The sequence below is a fragment of the Paenisporosarcina sp. P4_B8 genome, from assembly GCF_056402175.1.
This window is the reverse complement of record NZ_JBFUHX010000013.1, coordinates 1-17,587: the sequence shown is the minus strand read 5'-3', so window position 1 is coordinate 17,587 and position 17,587 is coordinate 1. Positions and strand designations below refer to the sequence as shown.

Below are 17,587 nucleotides of genomic sequence, written 5' to 3'. Positions count from 1 at the left end.
TTTCTTTATTCGACGAAGTCATCCTTTTTTAGTTCCTCTTTTTTTGTATAATGAAAGCATATGGCAAGAAGAAACGAGGTTTTAGAATGATTTACCCATTTAATGATAAAACACCCATGATTGACCCATCTGTTTATATTGCTGATTATGTCACAATAAGTGGTGATGTGACAATCGGTCCAGAGTCCACTATTTGGTTTAATACCATTATTCGTGGTGATGTCAATGCGACACGAATCGGCCGAAAAGTTAATATTCAAGATTTGTGTTGCCTTCATCAAAGCCCTGCCGCTCCATTAATTTTGGAAGATGAAGTCACCATCGGACACCAAGTAACTTTACATAGCTGTACCGTACGAAAAGGAGCATTAGTTGGCATGGGTTCCATTGTGCTGGATGGCGCAGAGATTGGTGAAGGTGCATTTATTGGTGCAGGCAGCTTGGTACCTCCCGGTAAAGTAATTCCCCCAGGTATGCTTGCATTGGGACGTCCGGCAAAAGTGGTTCGTGAATTGAACGCTGAAGACAAACTAGATATGGAACGTATTGTGAGAGAATATGCTGAAAAAGGACAGATTTATAAGGAAATGCAAAAACAAAAGTAAACGGATATTAAGGACCGGGTAATTGAGCCCGGTCCTTTTAATATGTTAAAGCATTCTTAGATTTATTCCCGTTCAAATTGATTTGTTCCCGTTCACTCTTCGATTCTTCCTGTACGAATGCACTTTGTTCCCTTTCAACTGGATTTATTGCGGTTCACAGCTGATTCAACCCTTCCTCCCACTAATTTCCAACAAAAAAGCCATTCCAGGTCATACCCCGGAATGGCTTCTCACTCTTAAACGCCTGCTTTTTCTTTCAAAGTAGCCGCTCTGTCTGTTTTCTCCCATGGTACATCCAAGTCTGTGCGACCGAAGTGTCCATAAGCAGCTGTTTGCTTGTAAATTGGACGACGTAGATCTAACATTTTGATGATTCCAGCTGGGCGAAGGTCGAATGAATCACGAACAATTTCAACAAGTTTCGATTCTTCTACTGTACCTGTACCAAAAGTATCGATTGCAATTGATACTGGTTGAGCAACACCGATTGCATATGCAAGTTGAACTTCGCAACGGTCAGCAAGTCCTGCTGCTACGATGTTTTTCGCTACATAGCGTGCAGCATATGCTGCTGAACGGTCAACTTTCGTAGCGTCCTTACCAGAGAATGCGCCGCCACCGTGACGAGCGTATCCACCGTAAGTATCAACGATAATTTTGCGACCAGTTAAACCAGCATCCCCTTGTGGTCCACCAATTACGAAGCGACCAGTTGGGTTAATGAAGTATTTTGTATTTTCGTCAATTAATTCTGCCGGAACGACAGGATTGATGACATGTTCTTTCAAGTTACGTTGAATTTGCTCAAGTGTTACTTCTGGGTGATGTTGAGTAGAAATAACGATTGTGTCAATACGCAACGGTTTATTGTTTTCATCATATTCTACAGTTACTTGTGTTTTGCCATCTGGACGTAAGTATGGAAGAATTTCTTCTTTACGAACTAATGCTAAACGACGAGCTAACTTATGAGCCATACTAATTGGAAGAGGCATTAATTCCGGTGTTTCATTACAAGCAAAACCGAACATTAAACCTTGGTCACCTGCACCGATTGCTTCGATGTCTGAATCTGTCATCGAACCTTCACGTGCTTCCAGTGCTCTGTCAACACCCATTGCGATATCAGCAGATTGCTCATCGATTGCAGTCAATACTGCAGAAGTCTCTGAGTCAAAACCATACTTTGCACGTGTGTAGCCGATTTCACGAACTGTTTCACGTACCACTTTTTGAATATCCACGTATGCAGATGTTGTGATTTCACCGGCAACAAGCACTAAACCTGTTGTTACAGTGGTTTCACACGCAACACGTGCATTTGGATCTTCAGTTAAAATAGCATCTAAAATTGCGTCTGAGATTTGATCACAAATCTTATCCGGATGCCCTTCTGTTACTGATTCTGATGTAAATAGACGACGAGTTGTCATTTAATATTCCTCCTATATCCTTCGAGATTGCTCTCGGAAAATTCAAACGGTACTCATTTCCCATGTCCAGCTTATTCAGTTGAATAAAACCTTCCGCCTTTTCGGGCTTCTGCACACGAGGATAAAGGGAGATGTCATAAAAAAAACCCTCTCTCACGTAAAATACATGAGGAAAGGTATTCATGTATAGGCACCTTTCACTCTTATCATCCAAGGAATTCACCTTGTTTCAGGTTCAGCACCTTTGCCAATTACTACTTGGTTCATAATTGCAGGTTGCCGGGTTTCATAGGGCCTGACCCCTCAACCAGCTCGGGATAAGAGTATCCGTTCAGTTTTACATCATAATAAACTAATGAAGCCTTGTCAAATATTTTTTTCGTTCTATATAAATGTTCGAAAATCAGATATAATTAATTAGGCTATTAGTGTAGATTATTAAGCGTAATGTGTTATACTAATTTTCGAATCAAGGTTAACCCGATATAAGGGTAATATACGATAAAGGAAGGTACATATACATGAATTCAGTGAACACGATGAACGAGCTGAACGACTTGTTAAATGGCCAAAACGTGCATGTGCAACTTTCAGTCCCACAACTTGTGGAGAAAGCAACATTACGTGGAGAAGCTGTCTTAACACCAACTGGAGCTGTAAAAGTAGTGACAGGAAAATATACAGGACGTTCTCCTAAAGACAAATATGTTGTTGTGGAAGATAGCTCGAAAGACAAGATTGATTGGGGCTCAGTAAACCAACCAATATCATCTGAAATTTTCAACTCTTTATATAAAAAAGTTGTGAACTATTTAAAAACAAAAGAAGAGTTATTTGTCTTTAATGGCTTTGCCGGTGCGGATAAAGAATCTCGCCTTTCATTGCAAGTAATCAATGAATATGCTTGGCATAACCTTTTTGCACACCAATTATTCATTCGTCCGACTAAAGATGAGTTGGCATCGCATGAAGCACAATTCACAATCGTTTATGCTCCGACTTTCAAAGCAGATCCTGCAATCGATGGTACAGGTTCCGAAACGTTTATCATTGTGTCAATGGAAAAACGCATCATTTTAATCGGTGGTACTGAGTATGCCGGTGAAATGAAAAAATCAATTTTCTCCATTATGAACTACTTGCTTCCTGAGCAAGGCATACTACCGATGCACTGTTCTGCAAACGTTGGTGAAAAAGGCGATGTTGCTTTGTTCTTCGGATTGTCCGGAACAGGAAAAACAACATTATCTGCTGATGCAGATCGTAAATTAATCGGCGATGATGAGCATGGCTGGTCAGATAACGGCGTATTCAATATTGAAGGCGGCTGTTACGCAAAAGCAATTAACTTAACACGTGAAAATGAACCACAAATTTTCGATGCAATCCGTTTTGGTTCTGTATTGGAAAACGTGGTATTGGATCCTGAAACGCGTATACCCGACTACGAAAATGTTTCGTTAACTGAAAATACGCGTGCTGCTTACCCATTACAAGCAATCGACAATATTGTTGATCCTTCTGTAGCGGGTCATCCAAAAACCATCATTTTCTTAACTGCAGATGCGTTTGGGGTATTACCTCCAATCAGTAAGTTGACGAAAGAACAAGCGATGTATCACTTCTTAAGCGGATTTACATCGAAGCTTGCTGGTACAGAGCGTGGAATTACATCTCCACAAGCAACATTCTCAACTTGTTTCGGTTCTCCATTCCTTCCCCTTCCTGCAACTGTATATGCAGAAATGTTAGGGAACAAAATCGATGAGCATGATGCACAAGTCTTCCTTGTAAATACTGGCTGGACTGGTGGCGAATATGGCGTTGGTAGCCGTATGAAACTTTCTTATACACGTGCGATGGTTCGTGCTGCATTGGAAGGCAAATTAGATAATGTTGAAATGGATAAAGGTTCAGCATTCGGTTTAGCTATTCCTAAAGAAGTACCTGGCGTACCGTCTGACGTATTAAACCCACGCGATGCATGGGCGGATCCAGCAGCATACGATAACAAAGCTCAAGAACTGGCTAATCGATTCCGTGAAAACTTCATTAAATTCGGATCAGTGTCTGAAGAGATTATTTCTAAAGGCGGTCCGATTATCTAGAATAAAAAAATGGCTTGCACTTCATGTGCAGGCCATTTTTTTACTTCGTATATTCAAAAACTGTCTCTTCGGGAAAGTAAGATTCTATCTCTTTAGCATCCTCTTTCGTTATCTGGTAGAAAAACAATTCAGATCCGTGATATTTAACAGTACAAATATGTGCACCATTTCTCTTGAATACTAATGTATACCAGGGAATCCTGGTATGTCCTTCATTTACCCCATACAGCAGCAAGTCTTTTAGCTTCTGATTTAGAGGCATTGTAAAAATGACCAATCCACTTCCATATCGAATGGTATGAGCGAAAGGTTTAATCTTAAGAATTGCTTCTTTTTCATCTTCACGACAATGCACTTCGACTTCTGTAAACACTGGAAGTACCTCATTCATTAACGGAAACCAATAGCTAATACTCTTCCTAAGCTTGTTGGTTTCACTGGTTAGTAATAAAGAGTCGTATATTATATGTAAATTTCCCATGCCTCACCCTCCTCTGCTTACATGAGGTGTTCTTTGAAGTATTCCGCGTTCTCGATTTCAGGGAATAGCGCTTCAAATTCTTCCGCTTCTTTCTCATTTACTCCATATAATACAATTTCTGAACCATATTGTGCTATCTCAAGCATTTGAATATCTTCTTTATAAAAGAATATAGTGAACCATTTTAAACCACCGTCTGCATCAATCGAATGATTACGTAAATAGTTACAGTTTTCTTCGTCCAATGTAATTGTAAACGATTTTACAAGTCCTTGATTCACAGAATGTGCAGAGAGTCTGGTCAATTCCTCAATATCATGCACTTCTTCCTGCCAACATAGAATTTCCACTGAAGCATATTCACTCGTATATGAATCCCAAAGCTTTTTCCAATATGACGTATCATTAGGGACAGAGGTTTTGTTAGCAGTACTGCTAGTCTTTAAATGAATTCGGATATGTTTCATATATTAATCCCCTTGTCGTTTCATCCAGTCCGTTAAATCTCTGACAGTTTGTCTATTGGTTTTCGAAGGGAAATAATGTGTGTAATCTTTAAAATACCAAGTCTCAAAATTTTTATTTCCATCGATGAGTGCTTTTTCGAGACGTAAGGCATGTTCAATTCCGACATTCCCATCTTTTCGTCCATGGATAATTAGAATTTTGGCATCAATAGCACTGACATGTTTGAGTGGTTGACGAAGTTCATATGCCTCAGGTGCATTCGTAGGATTACCACCAATCACCCGCTTCATCATTCTACGCATGTCTTCACGTTCCTCATAGGTGAGAACCATGTCTGACACACCTGACCAGGTGACAACCGATGTAATATCTGAACGCAGAACAGCCGTCCATAAAGCCATAATTCCTCCACGAGAAAATGCAAACAAATGAATACGGTTCACTGAAATAAACTGTCTTAATACTTCTACTCCATTGGTAGCGTCAAACCGATCTTCCCCAGCAAATTCATCTCTACCTTCGCCGCCTCTGTTCCCACGATAATAAGGGGCAAACACCACGAATCCTTGTGTGGCAAACTGAGCAATTCGAGCAGATCGAACCATACCAATGTTTTGAATACCTCCACGTAAATAGAGGATTCCCTCATACTTGCCTTCTTTGCGTGGCTCCGCGAGTAACCCTTTTACCCTGAATCCACATGACCAATAGACAATTTCCGTTAATTTAACTTGTGGATTTGGACTTGGATACGGAAGTCTGTGTACAATTGTTCCGTCTACTTTCATCTAACATCACCTGTTCCAACATTTTTCGCATTCCGTCATCTGTCATATGAAAACTAAGATTAGTTGATTTGAAAAACTCCTGTATCGTCATCCATACAGGTCCCTCAGTCTCAAATCGTTCACTATTGTTTTCAATTGAATCAACTGTTGCACGGAAAACCGCCTTACAAAAAGGCTTACGCTCATGCACCATATATTCTGCAAACCATATTAAATTTGAAAGTTGTGCGCCTGTTTCTTCAAATACTTCCCGTTTTGCTGCTTGTTCTAACGTCTCGCCTGATTCTACTTTTCCACCGGGAAATTCAATCCCTCTTTGTGGATGTTTTGTTAGCAACCACTGGTTCTGCCTGTTCGCTAGCACGAGTACATGTGTGGTAGGAATTAAAAAGGCATTTGGTTCAAATGATAACGTAACTTTTAACCCATGCTGATCTACAAAAGAAAACATGCCTGCTACACTCCTTTCAAATAGTGTAGCGAAGGCATGCACAGCATTCAACTATAATAAGGCAATGTTTCTATTTGTTGTTTTGCTTCTTCATTTCCGTACTCATGAATGACAGCGTATAACTTTTTCAATCGCAAATCGACACCATCATTTTCTGGGTCTAGATGGTAAGGGACATAAGGCGTTTGAGCTCTCCAAAAACCTTTCCATTCAAAGGATTCCTTTTGATCAAATAATTGATCTAGTACGGTTAAAACTTCGGGCTCGGCTTCAATCTCATATTCCCATGGCGAATCCTCAGGATGGAAATAGTATCGGTGATGAGCGACCGAAACATATACTTTTGACATTTTTTCAACCCCTTTTTTCTAGCATGGCATTATGGATATATTTCATGCATGCAAACGATAGGAGAATTGAAAAAAGCAAATTCCCATAAGGAATTTGCTGGAAATGCTTATTTGTTTGTATCGCCTAAAAAAGCATTTAACATCCATTGATGTTTTTCAATCGATTGATACACTGCATTCAATACATCTTCTGTCATATCGTCTTCATCTTTTGCAGCTTCGTCCATCCCTTTTTTCAATGATTTCATAATTTTACCGAAATCTTTTACAACTGTTTCAACCATTTGCATATCATTTTCTTTGCCTGTCGCTTCCGTAACATCTGATAGTTCTAAATGCTCCTTCAATGTGGCAACTGGTTTACCGCCTAAAGTAAGCAAACGTTCGGCAATTTCATCCATATGTAACGTTGCTTCATTGTAAAGTTCTTCAAACTTTGCATGTAATGTAAAGAATTGAGGTCCTTTTACATACCAATGGAAATTATGTAACTTCGCATACATTACTGACCAAGTTGCTACTTGCTTATTTAGTTCTGTATTTAATGCTGCTGACATAAAAACTTCACACTCCTAAGTTTATTTATCGCTCTGAATACTTTCAATTTACCACTAAGTTCTCTACAATAAACATACAGAACGAAGTGGAGTGAAAAAAATGTTAGCATTTATGATAATCGTCTCAATAGTAATGGTCATCGGCATCACCATGATGTTCCTTCTTGCAACTAAAAAAGCGTATAAAATAGAGCATAAAATAGATCCAGTTCCAACTGAATCAGCAGGCAAAAGTGACAACACATGAAATTCCTTGTGATTGGCATCTTCCGGTTTTATCAGAAATTCATTTCGCCAATGACACCGCCGAGTTGCCGATTTTATCCAACATGTTCCCATTACGGCGTTGAAGCTGTCGAAAAACACGGAGCAATCAAAGGCACTTACTTGGCAATCAGCCGTATCCTTCGTTGTCATCCATTTCATGAAGGCGGATATGATCCAGTACCAGAAGAATGGCCTACAAAGAAATGACTTGAAAAGAGTCATTTTTTTTGTGTCCATTTTTCTTGTATTTTAAAGATTTATCTTGTATGATAAGTAAGTTCTTAATTCAAATCGTAATCGTTACTATTTAAAAAGGAGATAATCATGAAGAAATTTCTATTATATAGTTTAATCACTGTTCTTACTTTATTTACCGTTGCTTGTGGAAAAGACACTTCGACTAATGGTAAATCTGAAAACCCCAATGCCTTAACTGTCTATACAACGGTCTATCCACTTACTTACTTTACCGAACGAATCGGTGGCAAGCATGTGAATGTGGAATCCGTATATCCTGCAGGTTCAAACGAGCATACATTCGATCCCACGCAAAAAGATATGATGGATTTAGCAGATGCAGACTTGTTTTTTTATATTGGCTTAGGACTTGAAGGTTTTGTTGAAAATGCGAAAAAGACATTGGCAAATGAAGATGTTTCTTTGGTCGCAACTGCTGATGCAGTTTCTGATAAAGAATTGGAAATGGGTAAAGCAAATGACCATGGACATGAAGAAGAAGGTCACGATGAGCATGATCATGGTGACATCGATCCGCACCTTTGGATTTCACCTCAAATCAGCATTAAACTTGCATCTTCAATTAAAAATTCATTAATTGAAAAAGATCCTGAAAATGAAGCAACTTATACTAAGAACTACGACCTATTAGTGACTGAACTCAAACAATTGGATTCGGATTTCAAGGAAATGGCGGACGCATCGAATAATAAAACGTTCTTTGTATCTCATGCGGCTTTTGGGTACTTGGCTGGAACATATGGTCTTGAGCAAGTTGCAGTTTCAGGCTTGAATTCGCAGGACGAACCTTCTCAACAAGATCTTACTGATATCGTCAAACTGGCAAAAGAAAAAAACATCAAAACGATTTTATTTGAACAAAATGTCTCATCCAATTTAACGAAAGTGATTCAAAATGAAGTCGGTGCAGATGCCATGACCTTGCATAACTTAGGCGTACTGACACAGAAAGATATTGAAAACAAAGAAACTTACTTCACATTAATGGAGCAAAATTTAGAAACATTAAAGAAAGCACTGGCTTCAGCTAAGTAATATAAAAACCACGGAATGGCTTTCATTCCGTGGTTTTACTCATTTAAATAGCTTGGTTTGCACTTCGAATTGCTGAAGAATGGCATGATTCCAAGATACTCCGACACCTGGTAAATTAGAGAGTTCTATTTTACCATCACATACATCGATGGGCGGAGTCGCCAAATCCTTCTCCCAAAAATGAGTCGATGAACTGAAATCTCCTGGAAACTTAACTCCTGGTAATGAAGCAAAAGCTAAATTGAATGCTTTTGAAACGCCAAATTCAATCATACCACCCACCCAAATTGGTATTTCTGCTATGACACATAGATTATGAATTTGAAGAGCAGCAGTTAGGCCACCAACTCTGCCTTGTTTCATCACAATTATTTTCCCAGACTTGCGTTCAATCATATCCTGGGCATCTGCTAAACTTGCAATACTTTCATCCAGGGCAAATGGCGTTTTCATTATTCGTTGAGCTTCAGCAGACAAGCGATTATGGTGTTCTGAAAAAGGTTGTTCGATTAATGCAAAACCACATTCGTCGAATGCGATTAAGTGATCCAGTGTTCTTTCTGTGAATGCTCCATTCGCATCGGCGAAAAATAACATTTGAGGGTATTGTGCGATAATTGATTTCATGAGTTTTGGATCTGTGTTTTGAGAAATTTTCACCTTTATCCGTTTATACCCGGTTTTTACTGCGGTTTCGATTTCTTCCATCATGGCTTTTTCAGTTGCAGCAGCTACCACTATTCCGGCATTTATAACGGGTCTTGTTCCACCGATTACTTGCCATAGAGGATGATTCAATTTCTTGGCATAAATATCCCAAACTGCATGATTAAAGGCCGCTTTTGCCATATGATTGCGTTTTATTTTCTCTAAAGCGGCGTCTAGTTGGTCTGGATGTGAAAAAGATTGATTCAACAAAGCTGGGATTATCCAATTTTCAAGCGTGTTCCAAGCAGTGTCCACTGTCTCTTCGGTGTACCATGGGGAAGTAAATGCCACACATTCGCCTACACCGATTGTACCGTCGACATCCATTACTTCAAGCAAGATACTCTCTCGTTCCACCACTTCCTGTAAATGCGTAGAAAACGTTTGCTTTAGCGGTACACGTACGTGATATAACGTCACTTGCTTGATTTGGATATTAACCACGCTCTCAGCTCTCTTCTAAGTAATTTATTCGATGCATTCCGTGGCATAGCATTGACTTGATATAATGCTTTCGGCATTTTATAAGGTGCTAATTTGGCTTGTAAAAATGCCTGTAATGATGCAACTGTCATATCCTCATCACTGACAATAAAGGCTACGGGTACTTGTCCCCACTTCTCATCACTCATTCCGCAGACTCCGGCTTCCCGAATCTGTGGATGTTGAAGAATCGCATTCTCCACTTCTGCTGGGTAAATATTTTCCCCGCCGGAAATAATTAAATCAGAACGTCGGTCGACGACAAATAAATATCCTTCTTCATCGAAATAGCCAATATCGCCGGTATGAAGCCATCCTTTTACTTGGGATGCCGTAGTTGTATGACTGCCAATGTAACCAGGTGTTACATGCCCGCCACGTATGCAAATCTCTCCTTCTTCAAATGGCTTTGATGCTTGATCGATTCGAATGAAACTCAAATACAATGGTTTGCCAGAAGACCCCAGTTTCCTGACCGCATCTTCAGGAGCAAGCGTTGCTGTTTGGGAGGACGTTTCGGTCATTCCATAAGTTTGCAGTATTGGAATACCGCGAGAAATAGCTCGCTCTAAATAATTGCTCGGAACAGGACCTCCACCCACTAGCATCGTCAGTAAACAAGGAGATACTTTCGCGTCCCGCTCCTCTAATTCCCTTAGAATCCGTTCTAGCATAACGGAGACAACAGACATACGTGTGACCTGTCCATCTACTAAATCGTCGACCACTTTTACCAAGTCGAATTTTGAATAGAGCTTCACTTCCATTCCATATAATACGGAGCGAATGAATATGGATAAACCGCTAATGTGAAAGACTGGCATCGTACAAAGCCATACATCATTTGATTGTATCCCCATGTTAAACGCTGAAGCCGTTGCATTCGTGGTATGGTTTCGGACGGTTTGACGAACACCTTTTGGATTTCCCGTTGTACCAGATGTATACATAATGGACATGGTACGATCGATTGGCCACTCATCTTCTATCCCGAATTTGCTTGAAGCCTTTTCTGCCAGTTCGTCCAATGTCACTGATGGGTGGTTAGCCACTCTTGCCTGATAGTCTTTTTCGACTAACAAAAGTGTTGGCTGTGCATCGTTAATTTGATAGTCAAGTTCCCCATCAGACAATCGTTCATTTAATAGAACAACTTCACAGCCCAATTGCCAACAGGCATGGATTGTAACAATTAAAGAAGGATTTGAAGGTGATAGAATGGCGACGCGATTTCCATTGTCAATTCCAACTGTCTTTAGTGAACCAGCTAAATTCATTGCTTCGTCGAAAAGCTGTTGAAACGTCCAGGAATGTTGTCCAAATGTTAATGCCTTACGGTTCGGAGTCATTTTGACCCGTTGTGCTAGCCAGTTAGGGTACATGATTTATAGCCACCTTTAGAAAAAGCTGCCCTTAAAAAGGACAGCTAGAAAATTGTTATTATCAAGGGAAACGTGGGAATTGACCGAAGTCAGGTTTACGTTTTTCCTTAAAGGCATCGCGGCCTTCTTTTGCTTCATCTGTCGTGTAGTAAAGAAGTGTCGCATCTCCAGCCATTTGTTGCAAACCTGCTAAACCATCTGTATCTGCATTCATTGCCGCTTTCAGGAAACGAAGGGCTGTAGGTGACATTGAAAGCATTTCTTCACACCATTGAACCGTTTCATCTTCTAATTGTGCGTAAGGAACTACAGTGTTAACCAAGCCCATGTCAAGTGCTGCCTGTGCGTCATATTGACGGCATAAGTACCAGATTTCACGTGCTTTTTTATGACCGATAATACGAGCTAAATATCCTGAGCCGTATCCTGCATCAAACGATCCCACTTTCGGTCCAGTTTGTCCGAAGATCGCGTTGTCTGCAGCAATCGTCAAATCACATACGACATGCAGTACATGTCCGCCACCGATCGCATACCCCGCTACCATTGCCACTACAGGTTTAGGAATAACACGAATCAGGCGCTGTAAATCCAAAACGTTCAAACGTGGGATTTCATCTTCCCCAACATATCCACCATGTCCACGAACGGACTGGTCTCCACCTGAACAGAAAGCTTTTTCGCCTTCACCCGTTAATACGATAACGCCTACTTTTGAATCATCGCGTGCATAAGTAAATGCATCCAATAATTCTTTAACTGTTTTAGGTCGGAAAGCATTTCTTACTTCCGGACGGTTAATTGTAATTTTCGCAATACCGTTATATGTTTCATACTTAATATCTTCATATGTACGTTCTGATACCCATTGACGTGTCATACTCTTCCTCCTCAAAATCTTTCTAATACTTGCTCCAATATTATTGTAGCAAACTGAACGGGATTTTCCACATGTATTGCATGTCCTGCCCCTGAAACTTCAAGATGCTGGCTATATCGAATGAGTTCTGTCATTTGTTTGGCAATGATCGTAAATTTTTCATCGAGTTCACCTGTGATTATGATGACAGTGATTTTCAACTCATTCAATCTGGACCAGTAAGAAGGCTGTCTGCCGGTACCCATTCCCTTTAAACTATTAGCCAATCCCAAAACAGCTTGTTGCATTCGCTCTTCCCTGATGGAATGAAGCTTTATCTCACCTAACTTTTTTTGAGAATGAAATAATGGAATGTCCTGCCAAAAATCGATAAAAGATGAAAGACCTTCAATTTCCATTTTCTCCGCTAATTTTTCATCTGCAGTTATTCGGGCCATTCTGTCAGCTTCTGATTGTAAACCTGGAGATGCACTCTCCAGTACGAGCCGCTTAACATGCTTAGGAAATGCAAGCGCATAAGCAAGCGCAATACGTCCTCCCATAGAATAACCAACGAGCGTGAAATTAGTAACATTCAGAAATAGAAAAAGTTCGTGTAAATCCATCACTTGTTCGTACATGATGTAACGATTTGCATCACTCGGTGAATCGGTTTTACCATGCCCCATTAAATCGACTGTAATGCAACGGACAGAATCAGGTAATTGTTCAATAATCGGAACCCACGTTTTCGTGCTTCCAGTAAATCCATGTAAAAAGATGATTGTTTCCGAAGCTTCTCTGTTGGTGATGGAATAACTAACTTTCACTCCTCGAACGGTTGCGACTAGTTGTTCCATTTTCGGTCCAACTCCTCAGTAATTCCATTCCATAACTGACGGTGTTTCAAAACGTTCTGTTGGCGATTGGTCTTTACTTCTATAATTCGTAAGTCTTTTTGTTTGGGCGTTGTTAAAGCTTTTGTAAAATCTTCTTTTGATTCCACAGCAAAATATTCAGCTTCATACATGGTGGCAATTGAATCGAACGTCAAACCGGTTGGCGTACCAAACAATTTTTCGAAGTACGTCTCTTCGGTGGACTGAGGCAAATACGAGAAGATGCCGCCACCATCGTTATTCATAACAACAATGGTGAGGTCAGTTTCATGGAAACGTGTAACCAGTAATCCATTGCTGTCGTGCAGGAACGAGATGTCCCCAATCAATAAAGTCGCAGGTCTTTTTCTCGCCTGCTGAATACCTAGAGCAGTGGAAACGACACCGTCAATTCCATTCGTTCCCCGGTTAGCATAAATCGAAATGTCTTTATCAGTTTGATTGAAGAACGTATCGACATCACGGATTGGCATACTGCTGCCTGAAATAAGATCACTCCCATCAGGCAAATGTTTAAACAGCAGACCTGCTAGCGCTCCTTCGTCGTGTTGTTCATTAATATATCTCTCAACGTGCTTAGTAGCAATCGTGTTAGCCTCTGTCCATTTTGGAAGAGCTTCATTCTCCTGAATGTTACTTAATTCTTTCCACAACGCTTGGGCCTCGGAGTGTACATGGTGAGTCACAACCCCTAACGAATCCCTGAACAAAGGATCTTCATCCACCGCAATATAGATTTCAGGCTGTACATCTTTCAAAAATAACGATAGCGGTTTGGATACTGGTTGGGCACCAAAGCGAATAACTACATCGGGAACAATGGACTGTTTAAAGTGTTCACTTTTCAGAAGTGCATCGTATTGATCAATGAGTAAGTGTTGGCATTCTTTTGGGACGCCTGTCCGAAGTTGAGAAAGTGAATCTGCCAATACAGGCCACTGGATTGACTTAGCAAAAGCCCAAAACTCATTCTTATCAGTGTCTGCCGATAGTTCCCCAACTATGAGTAAACCACGACTAGCTTGAGCAATCGTCTGTTCAACAAAATTCATATTGGTCTGTGAAGCAACGATAGTCCCTGGTAATGATTTTTGAAAAGTAGAAGCTTCTATTTGATAGTCAAAATCAAGCAGTAAAGGTTCACGGAAAGGGATGTTCATATGGACTGGACCCATTGGTGCAGCCTTTGCGTGTGCTATGGCCCTCCCCGTATGACGGACAATAAATGGGATCGTCTCTTTATGGTCGTCAGCCAAAGGTAAGTCCACACTCCATTTAACATGTTTTCCATACAATTGAACTTGATCAATGGCTTGAGGTGCTCCCACTTCCCTAAGTTCATGCGGACGATCTGCCGTTAAAACAATAAGTGGAATTCTCGCATAGCTCGCTTCTACAATAGAAGGAAAATAGTTGGCTGCGGCTGTTCCAGACGTACATAGTAAAAGAACTGGACTCTGTTTAGCTTTGGCCATTCCTAAAGCAAAAAAGCCAGCGGATCGCTCATCGATTTGCATATACGTGTTGAATTCTTTCGTAAGACTGAATGCATAAGCCAAGGGAGTAGATCGAGAACCTGGACTGATTACGATATCATTAACGCCTGCTTGGAGAAAGGCTTGTACAATAGAGTGTACATACTCAGTTAACATTGCACGATTATCCATGTAATTTGCCTCCAAGCGTGCGTAACATCGGCCTGAATTTCACTAACGTCTCCGCATATTCTGAAGTCGGATCCGAATCCGCAACAATACCTCCACCAGCATATAGGTAAGCGTTCGTTTTATTTAATAACGCGGACCGGATCGCAACAGCAAACTCACCATTTCCTTCTGCATCTATCCATCCAACTGGAGCAGCATAGTATCCACGATTCATTTGCTCAACCATTCTAATTATAGCCATGGCATCTCCTCGGGGTTCTCCACCTAAAGCCGGCGTTGGGTGCAAATCTTTCACCAGTTGCAATAGTCCTTGACCTTTTTGCAACTTCCCTTCCACCGGTGTATATAGATGCTGGATATCCCTGATTTTCATCAATTTTGGATATTTAGGCACTTTAACATCATCACAATATTGGTTGAAAACACCTGTAATCATGTCTACCACGTATTGATGTTCTTCCCTGTTTTTTGAATCCTGCAGTAAATCATTGCCTAATTGCTGATCTTCGGTTGCAGTTTGTCCCCGCTTAACAGATCCAGCTAAGCAAGTGGATAATGCTCGTCGATTTTCTACTTTCACCAAGCGTTCTGGTGTCGCTCCAAAAAACAAATTATCTGCAAGCTCTAAACCAAATAGAAAACTTTCTGGTTGCTCTTTAGACATATGATACATGGCGGATGGTGAACTCACTTCTTCAGCAAAGGTCAGTGCCAATGAACGTGCTATGACAACTTTTTGAGCTTCTCCGGCATGAATAAATTTCGTGACATGTGAAACTGCATCCATATACAACTCTTTGAAGCGCTCATCCATTTGAGTTAATAGAGGCTTTGCATAAGGTTTCAATTCTTTGACCTGTGCTGCATGAATCAGGTCATCCCGTTCACCTCGCAACCGATCGAATTGAAGTTGTGAATTTTTATCACTCGTAATTAAATGGATGCTGATAAATACTCTGTCATCACGAATAACGAGTTGAAAAGAAGGCACAGCAAAGTAAGCCGAAGGAAACATATCCCACTCGGAAGATAGTTTATTGGCTGGATCAAATGAAAACCCGCCAAACAAAATTGGTTGTAAATCATGCTCTTCATTCACGATTTTAGAACATAATTCATTCCATTGTTTATCCACTTCTGCAAAGCGATTTTCTTCTGAAGAACTTGTAATGACATGAGCATGTCCAAGTCCGACTAATGTAAATGTCTTTTCACGGTTTTGCCAGTAAAATCGTTGACCTTTATATGACTCTCCTGCTTCAAAGAAAGCAACAGAGGATAATCCATTCACTTCAATTGTTTCTGTATAAAAATGTACGGCCGAAGAATGATCTTCGACTACATATTCTGTGGATGTAAATGACTTTCGTTTCATCCAGCTTCCCTCCGTAATTAGGACTTCATAAACATATGAGAACCCTTTAATATCCTACCTTCTATCATACCTCTTTATTGATAATTCAGCACCCGTTAAGCAAACAATCTACACAGAATTAAGTGGATGAAGTACAATGAGAGAGGTGAAAAAAGATGAAGGAGCGGAAACTATATGTCACACGAGTTAAAAGCTGATAGTGGCTGGCGTATTTGGTGGCAATTAACACGGCCTCACACGTTAACTGCATCATTTGTTCCGGTGTTTCTAGGTACAATGATTGCAATTTCTTATACAGATATACACTGGCCTTTATTCTTAGCAATGCTAGTTGCAAGTATGCTCATCCAAGCAGCAACTAATATGTTTAATGAGTATTATGATTTCACAAGAGGTTTAGATAATGAGAAGTCTGTGGGAATTGGTGGAGCCATCGTCAGAAATGGCGTTCAACCAAAAACAGTTATGCAGCTCGCGTTACTGCTTTATGCAGTTTCAATTATCTTAGGGATATACATATGTATCGAAACCACTTGGTTGTTGGCAGTCGTTGGTGCTGTGTCAATGGCGATCGGCTATTTCTATACAGGCGGTCCCTACCCGATTGCGTACACACCTTTTGGAGAAATATTTTCAGGTGTATTTATGGGAATGCTCATTGTTCTCATCGCATTTTATATCCAAACAGGTGAAATAACGACCATTGCTCTATTATTGTCTATACCCAGTATGTTACTGGTTGCAGCAATTATGCTCTCCAATAATATTCGCGATTTAGTTGGTGATAAAGAAAGTGGTCGAAAAACGATGGCCATCTTAATCGGTCGCAAACGAGCAGTTAATGTCTTGTTAGCACTATTCGTAATTTCATACATTTGGATTTTAATATTAGTTATTCTAAACCTTGTAACGCCTTGGGCACTACTTGTGATCTTAAGCGTAAAGAAACCAGTGTATGCCATCCAAGTTTTCAAAACAAAAGAACACCCACTGGAAGTAATGCCGGCTATGAAAGATACGGCATTAACAAACACACTATTCGGATTCTTACTCGGTATAGGTTTATTGATCGGCTACTTATTATAGAATGAAAAACAACCGCAATTGCATTCAGCAATTGCGGTTGTTTGTTTATAAAAATACTTGTATGAATTTCGTCTGTCGCGTTTCGCTACAATTCGACATTTCTCCATAAAAAAACACGCTATCCCGAAGATAGCGCATCTTTTTAAATGACCCCTACGGGATTCGAACCCGTGTTACCGCCGTGAAAGGGCGGTGTCTTAACCGCTTGACCAAGGGGCCTTACATCTGGCGGAGAAGGAGGGATTTGAACCCTCGCGCCGGTTGCCCGACCTACACCCTTAGCAGGGGCGCCTCTTCAGCCACTTGAGTACTTCCCCAGAAATAATT

19 protein-coding genes, 2 tRNA genes and 1 riboswitch are annotated in these 17,587 nt (G+C 40.4%); of the genes, 6 read left to right on the top strand and 15 right to left on the bottom strand.

Annotated elements, in window-relative coordinates:
• Window positions 1–86 precede the first annotated feature (86 nt).
• The gene (locus tag AC1DSK_RS12680) at window positions 87–605 is read left to right on the top strand and encodes a gamma carbonic anhydrase (RefSeq protein ID WP_477548035.1); all 519 of its coding nucleotides are present in this window, start codon (window positions 87–89) and stop codon (window positions 603–605) included.
• Window positions 606–841: 236 nt separating this feature from the next.
• Here the strand turns inward: AC1DSK_RS12680 and metK are convergent, their stop codons facing one another.
• Window positions 842–2,038, bottom strand: coding sequence for a methionine adenosyltransferase (gene metK, locus AC1DSK_RS12675; RefSeq protein ID WP_016426552.1), 1,197 nt, complete (start codon window positions 2,036–2,038; stop codon window positions 842–844).
• 200 nt (window positions 2,039–2,238) lie between these two features.
• Window positions 2,239–2,362: riboswitch (SAM riboswitch) on the bottom strand.
• Between the two features lie 197 nt (window positions 2,363–2,559).
• Between metK and pckA the strand changes: the two genes are divergently transcribed.
• Complete coding sequence (pckA, locus tag AC1DSK_RS12670; protein ID WP_477548034.1) at window positions 2,560–4,146, top strand: phosphoenolpyruvate carboxykinase (ATP); 1,587 nt, start codon at window positions 2,560–2,562, stop codon at window positions 4,144–4,146.
• 40 nt (window positions 4,147–4,186) lie between these two features.
• Here the strand turns inward: pckA and AC1DSK_RS12665 are convergent, their stop codons facing one another.
• The 6 genes from AC1DSK_RS12665 to AC1DSK_RS12640 all read right to left on the bottom strand — a co-directional run bounded on the left by AC1DSK_RS12665 (window position 4,187) and on the right by AC1DSK_RS12640 (window position 7,241).
• Window positions 4,187–4,627, bottom strand: coding sequence for a hypothetical protein (locus tag AC1DSK_RS12665; RefSeq protein ID WP_477548033.1), 441 nt, complete (start codon window positions 4,625–4,627; stop codon window positions 4,187–4,189).
• A 17-nt stretch (window positions 4,628–4,644) separates the two neighbouring features.
• On the bottom strand, window positions 4,645–5,094 hold the full coding sequence (locus AC1DSK_RS12660; RefSeq protein WP_477548032.1) for a hypothetical protein: 450 nt from the start codon (window positions 5,092–5,094) through the stop codon (window positions 4,645–4,647).
• A gap of 3 nt (window positions 5,095–5,097) precedes the next feature.
• A complete protein-coding gene (locus AC1DSK_RS12655; protein WP_477548031.1) occupies window positions 5,098–5,883 on the bottom strand; it encodes an alpha/beta hydrolase family protein in 786 nt (261 codons plus the stop codon).
• Window positions 5,822–6,334, bottom strand: coding sequence for an NUDIX domain-containing protein (locus tag AC1DSK_RS12650; protein ID WP_016426547.1), 513 nt, complete (start codon window positions 6,332–6,334; stop codon window positions 5,822–5,824). The genes AC1DSK_RS12655 and AC1DSK_RS12650 overlap by 62 nt, the downstream gene beginning before the upstream one ends.
• 47 nt (window positions 6,335–6,381) lie before the next feature.
• Window positions 6,382–6,684: a transposase gene (locus tag AC1DSK_RS12645; protein ID WP_477548030.1), complete on the bottom strand. Its 303-nt coding sequence runs from the start codon at window positions 6,682–6,684 to the stop codon at window positions 6,382–6,384.
• Between the two features lie 107 nt (window positions 6,685–6,791).
• Entirely contained in the window at window positions 6,792–7,241 is a 450-nt protein-coding gene (locus AC1DSK_RS12640) for a Dps family protein (protein WP_016426545.1), read from the bottom strand.
• A 100-nt stretch (window positions 7,242–7,341) separates the two neighbouring features.
• Between AC1DSK_RS12640 and ytzI the strand changes: the two genes are divergently transcribed.
• The 3 genes from ytzI to AC1DSK_RS12625 all read left to right on the top strand — a co-directional run bounded on the left by ytzI (window position 7,342) and on the right by AC1DSK_RS12625 (window position 8,801).
• Window positions 7,342–7,488 carry a YtzI protein gene (gene ytzI, locus AC1DSK_RS12635; RefSeq protein ID WP_016426544.1) on the top strand — a complete coding sequence of 49 codons (147 nt, stop codon included), beginning with the start codon at window positions 7,342–7,344 and terminating at the stop codon, window positions 7,486–7,488.
• Window positions 7,485–7,715 (top strand): membrane protein insertion efficiency factor YidD, encoded by a 231-nt coding sequence (gene yidD / locus AC1DSK_RS12630; RefSeq protein ID WP_477548029.1) that lies wholly within the window; start codon window positions 7,485–7,487, stop codon window positions 7,713–7,715. Before ytzI ends, yidD begins: the two co-directional genes overlap by 4 nt.
• Window positions 7,716–7,832: 117 nt before the next feature.
• Window positions 7,833–8,801, top strand: a complete 969-nt coding sequence (locus AC1DSK_RS12625) for a metal ABC transporter solute-binding protein, Zn/Mn family (RefSeq protein ID WP_477598260.1) — start codon at window positions 7,833–7,835, stop codon at window positions 8,799–8,801.
• A gap of 39 nt (window positions 8,802–8,840) precedes the next feature.
• Here the strand turns inward: AC1DSK_RS12625 and menC are convergent, their stop codons facing one another.
• From menC to AC1DSK_RS12595, 6 genes are all read right to left on the bottom strand, one after another.
• Complete coding sequence (gene menC / locus AC1DSK_RS12620) at window positions 8,841–9,953, bottom strand: o-succinylbenzoate synthase (protein WP_477598258.1); 1,113 nt, start codon at window positions 9,951–9,953, stop codon at window positions 8,841–8,843.
• Window positions 9,926–11,374, bottom strand: a complete 1,449-nt coding sequence (locus AC1DSK_RS12615) for an o-succinylbenzoate--CoA ligase (protein ID WP_477548026.1) — start codon at window positions 11,372–11,374, stop codon at window positions 9,926–9,928. Before AC1DSK_RS12615 ends, menC begins: the two co-directional genes overlap by 28 nt.
• Before the next feature lie 61 nt (window positions 11,375–11,435).
• Entirely contained in the window at window positions 11,436–12,254 is an 819-nt protein-coding gene (menB, locus tag AC1DSK_RS12610; protein ID WP_016426539.1) for a 1,4-dihydroxy-2-naphthoyl-CoA synthase, read from the bottom strand.
• A gap of 11 nt (window positions 12,255–12,265) precedes the next feature.
• The gene (gene menH / locus AC1DSK_RS12605; RefSeq protein ID WP_477548025.1) at window positions 12,266–13,093 is read right to left on the bottom strand and encodes a 2-succinyl-6-hydroxy-2,4-cyclohexadiene-1-carboxylate synthase; all 828 of its coding nucleotides are present in this window, start codon (window positions 13,091–13,093) and stop codon (window positions 12,266–12,268) included.
• Window positions 13,081–14,799: a 2-succinyl-5-enolpyruvyl-6-hydroxy-3-cyclohexene-1-carboxylic-acid synthase gene (menD, locus tag AC1DSK_RS12600; protein WP_477548024.1), complete on the bottom strand. Its 1,719-nt coding sequence runs from the start codon at window positions 14,797–14,799 to the stop codon at window positions 13,081–13,083. Before menD ends, menH begins: the two co-directional genes overlap by 13 nt.
• Window positions 14,792–16,174, bottom strand: a complete 1,383-nt coding sequence (locus tag AC1DSK_RS12595; RefSeq protein WP_477548023.1) for an isochorismate synthase — start codon at window positions 16,172–16,174, stop codon at window positions 14,792–14,794. Before AC1DSK_RS12595 ends, menD begins: the two co-directional genes overlap by 8 nt.
• A gap of 174 nt (window positions 16,175–16,348) precedes the next feature.
• On the opposite strand from AC1DSK_RS12595, the gene AC1DSK_RS12590 reads away from it, so the two are divergent.
• Entirely contained in the window at window positions 16,349–17,260 is a 912-nt protein-coding gene (locus tag AC1DSK_RS12590; RefSeq protein ID WP_477548022.1) for a 1,4-dihydroxy-2-naphthoate polyprenyltransferase, read from the top strand.
• Window positions 17,261–17,407: 147 nt separating this feature from the next.
• Here the strand turns inward: AC1DSK_RS12590 and AC1DSK_RS12585 are convergent.
• Both AC1DSK_RS12585 and AC1DSK_RS12580 read right to left on the bottom strand, forming a co-directional pair.
• Window positions 17,408–17,479, bottom strand: a tRNA-Glu gene (locus AC1DSK_RS12585).
• Window positions 17,480–17,486: 7 nt separating this feature from the next.
• Window positions 17,487–17,577: transfer RNA gene (locus AC1DSK_RS12580), tRNA-Ser, on the bottom strand.
• Between the last annotated feature and the right edge of the window lie 10 nt (window positions 17,578–17,587).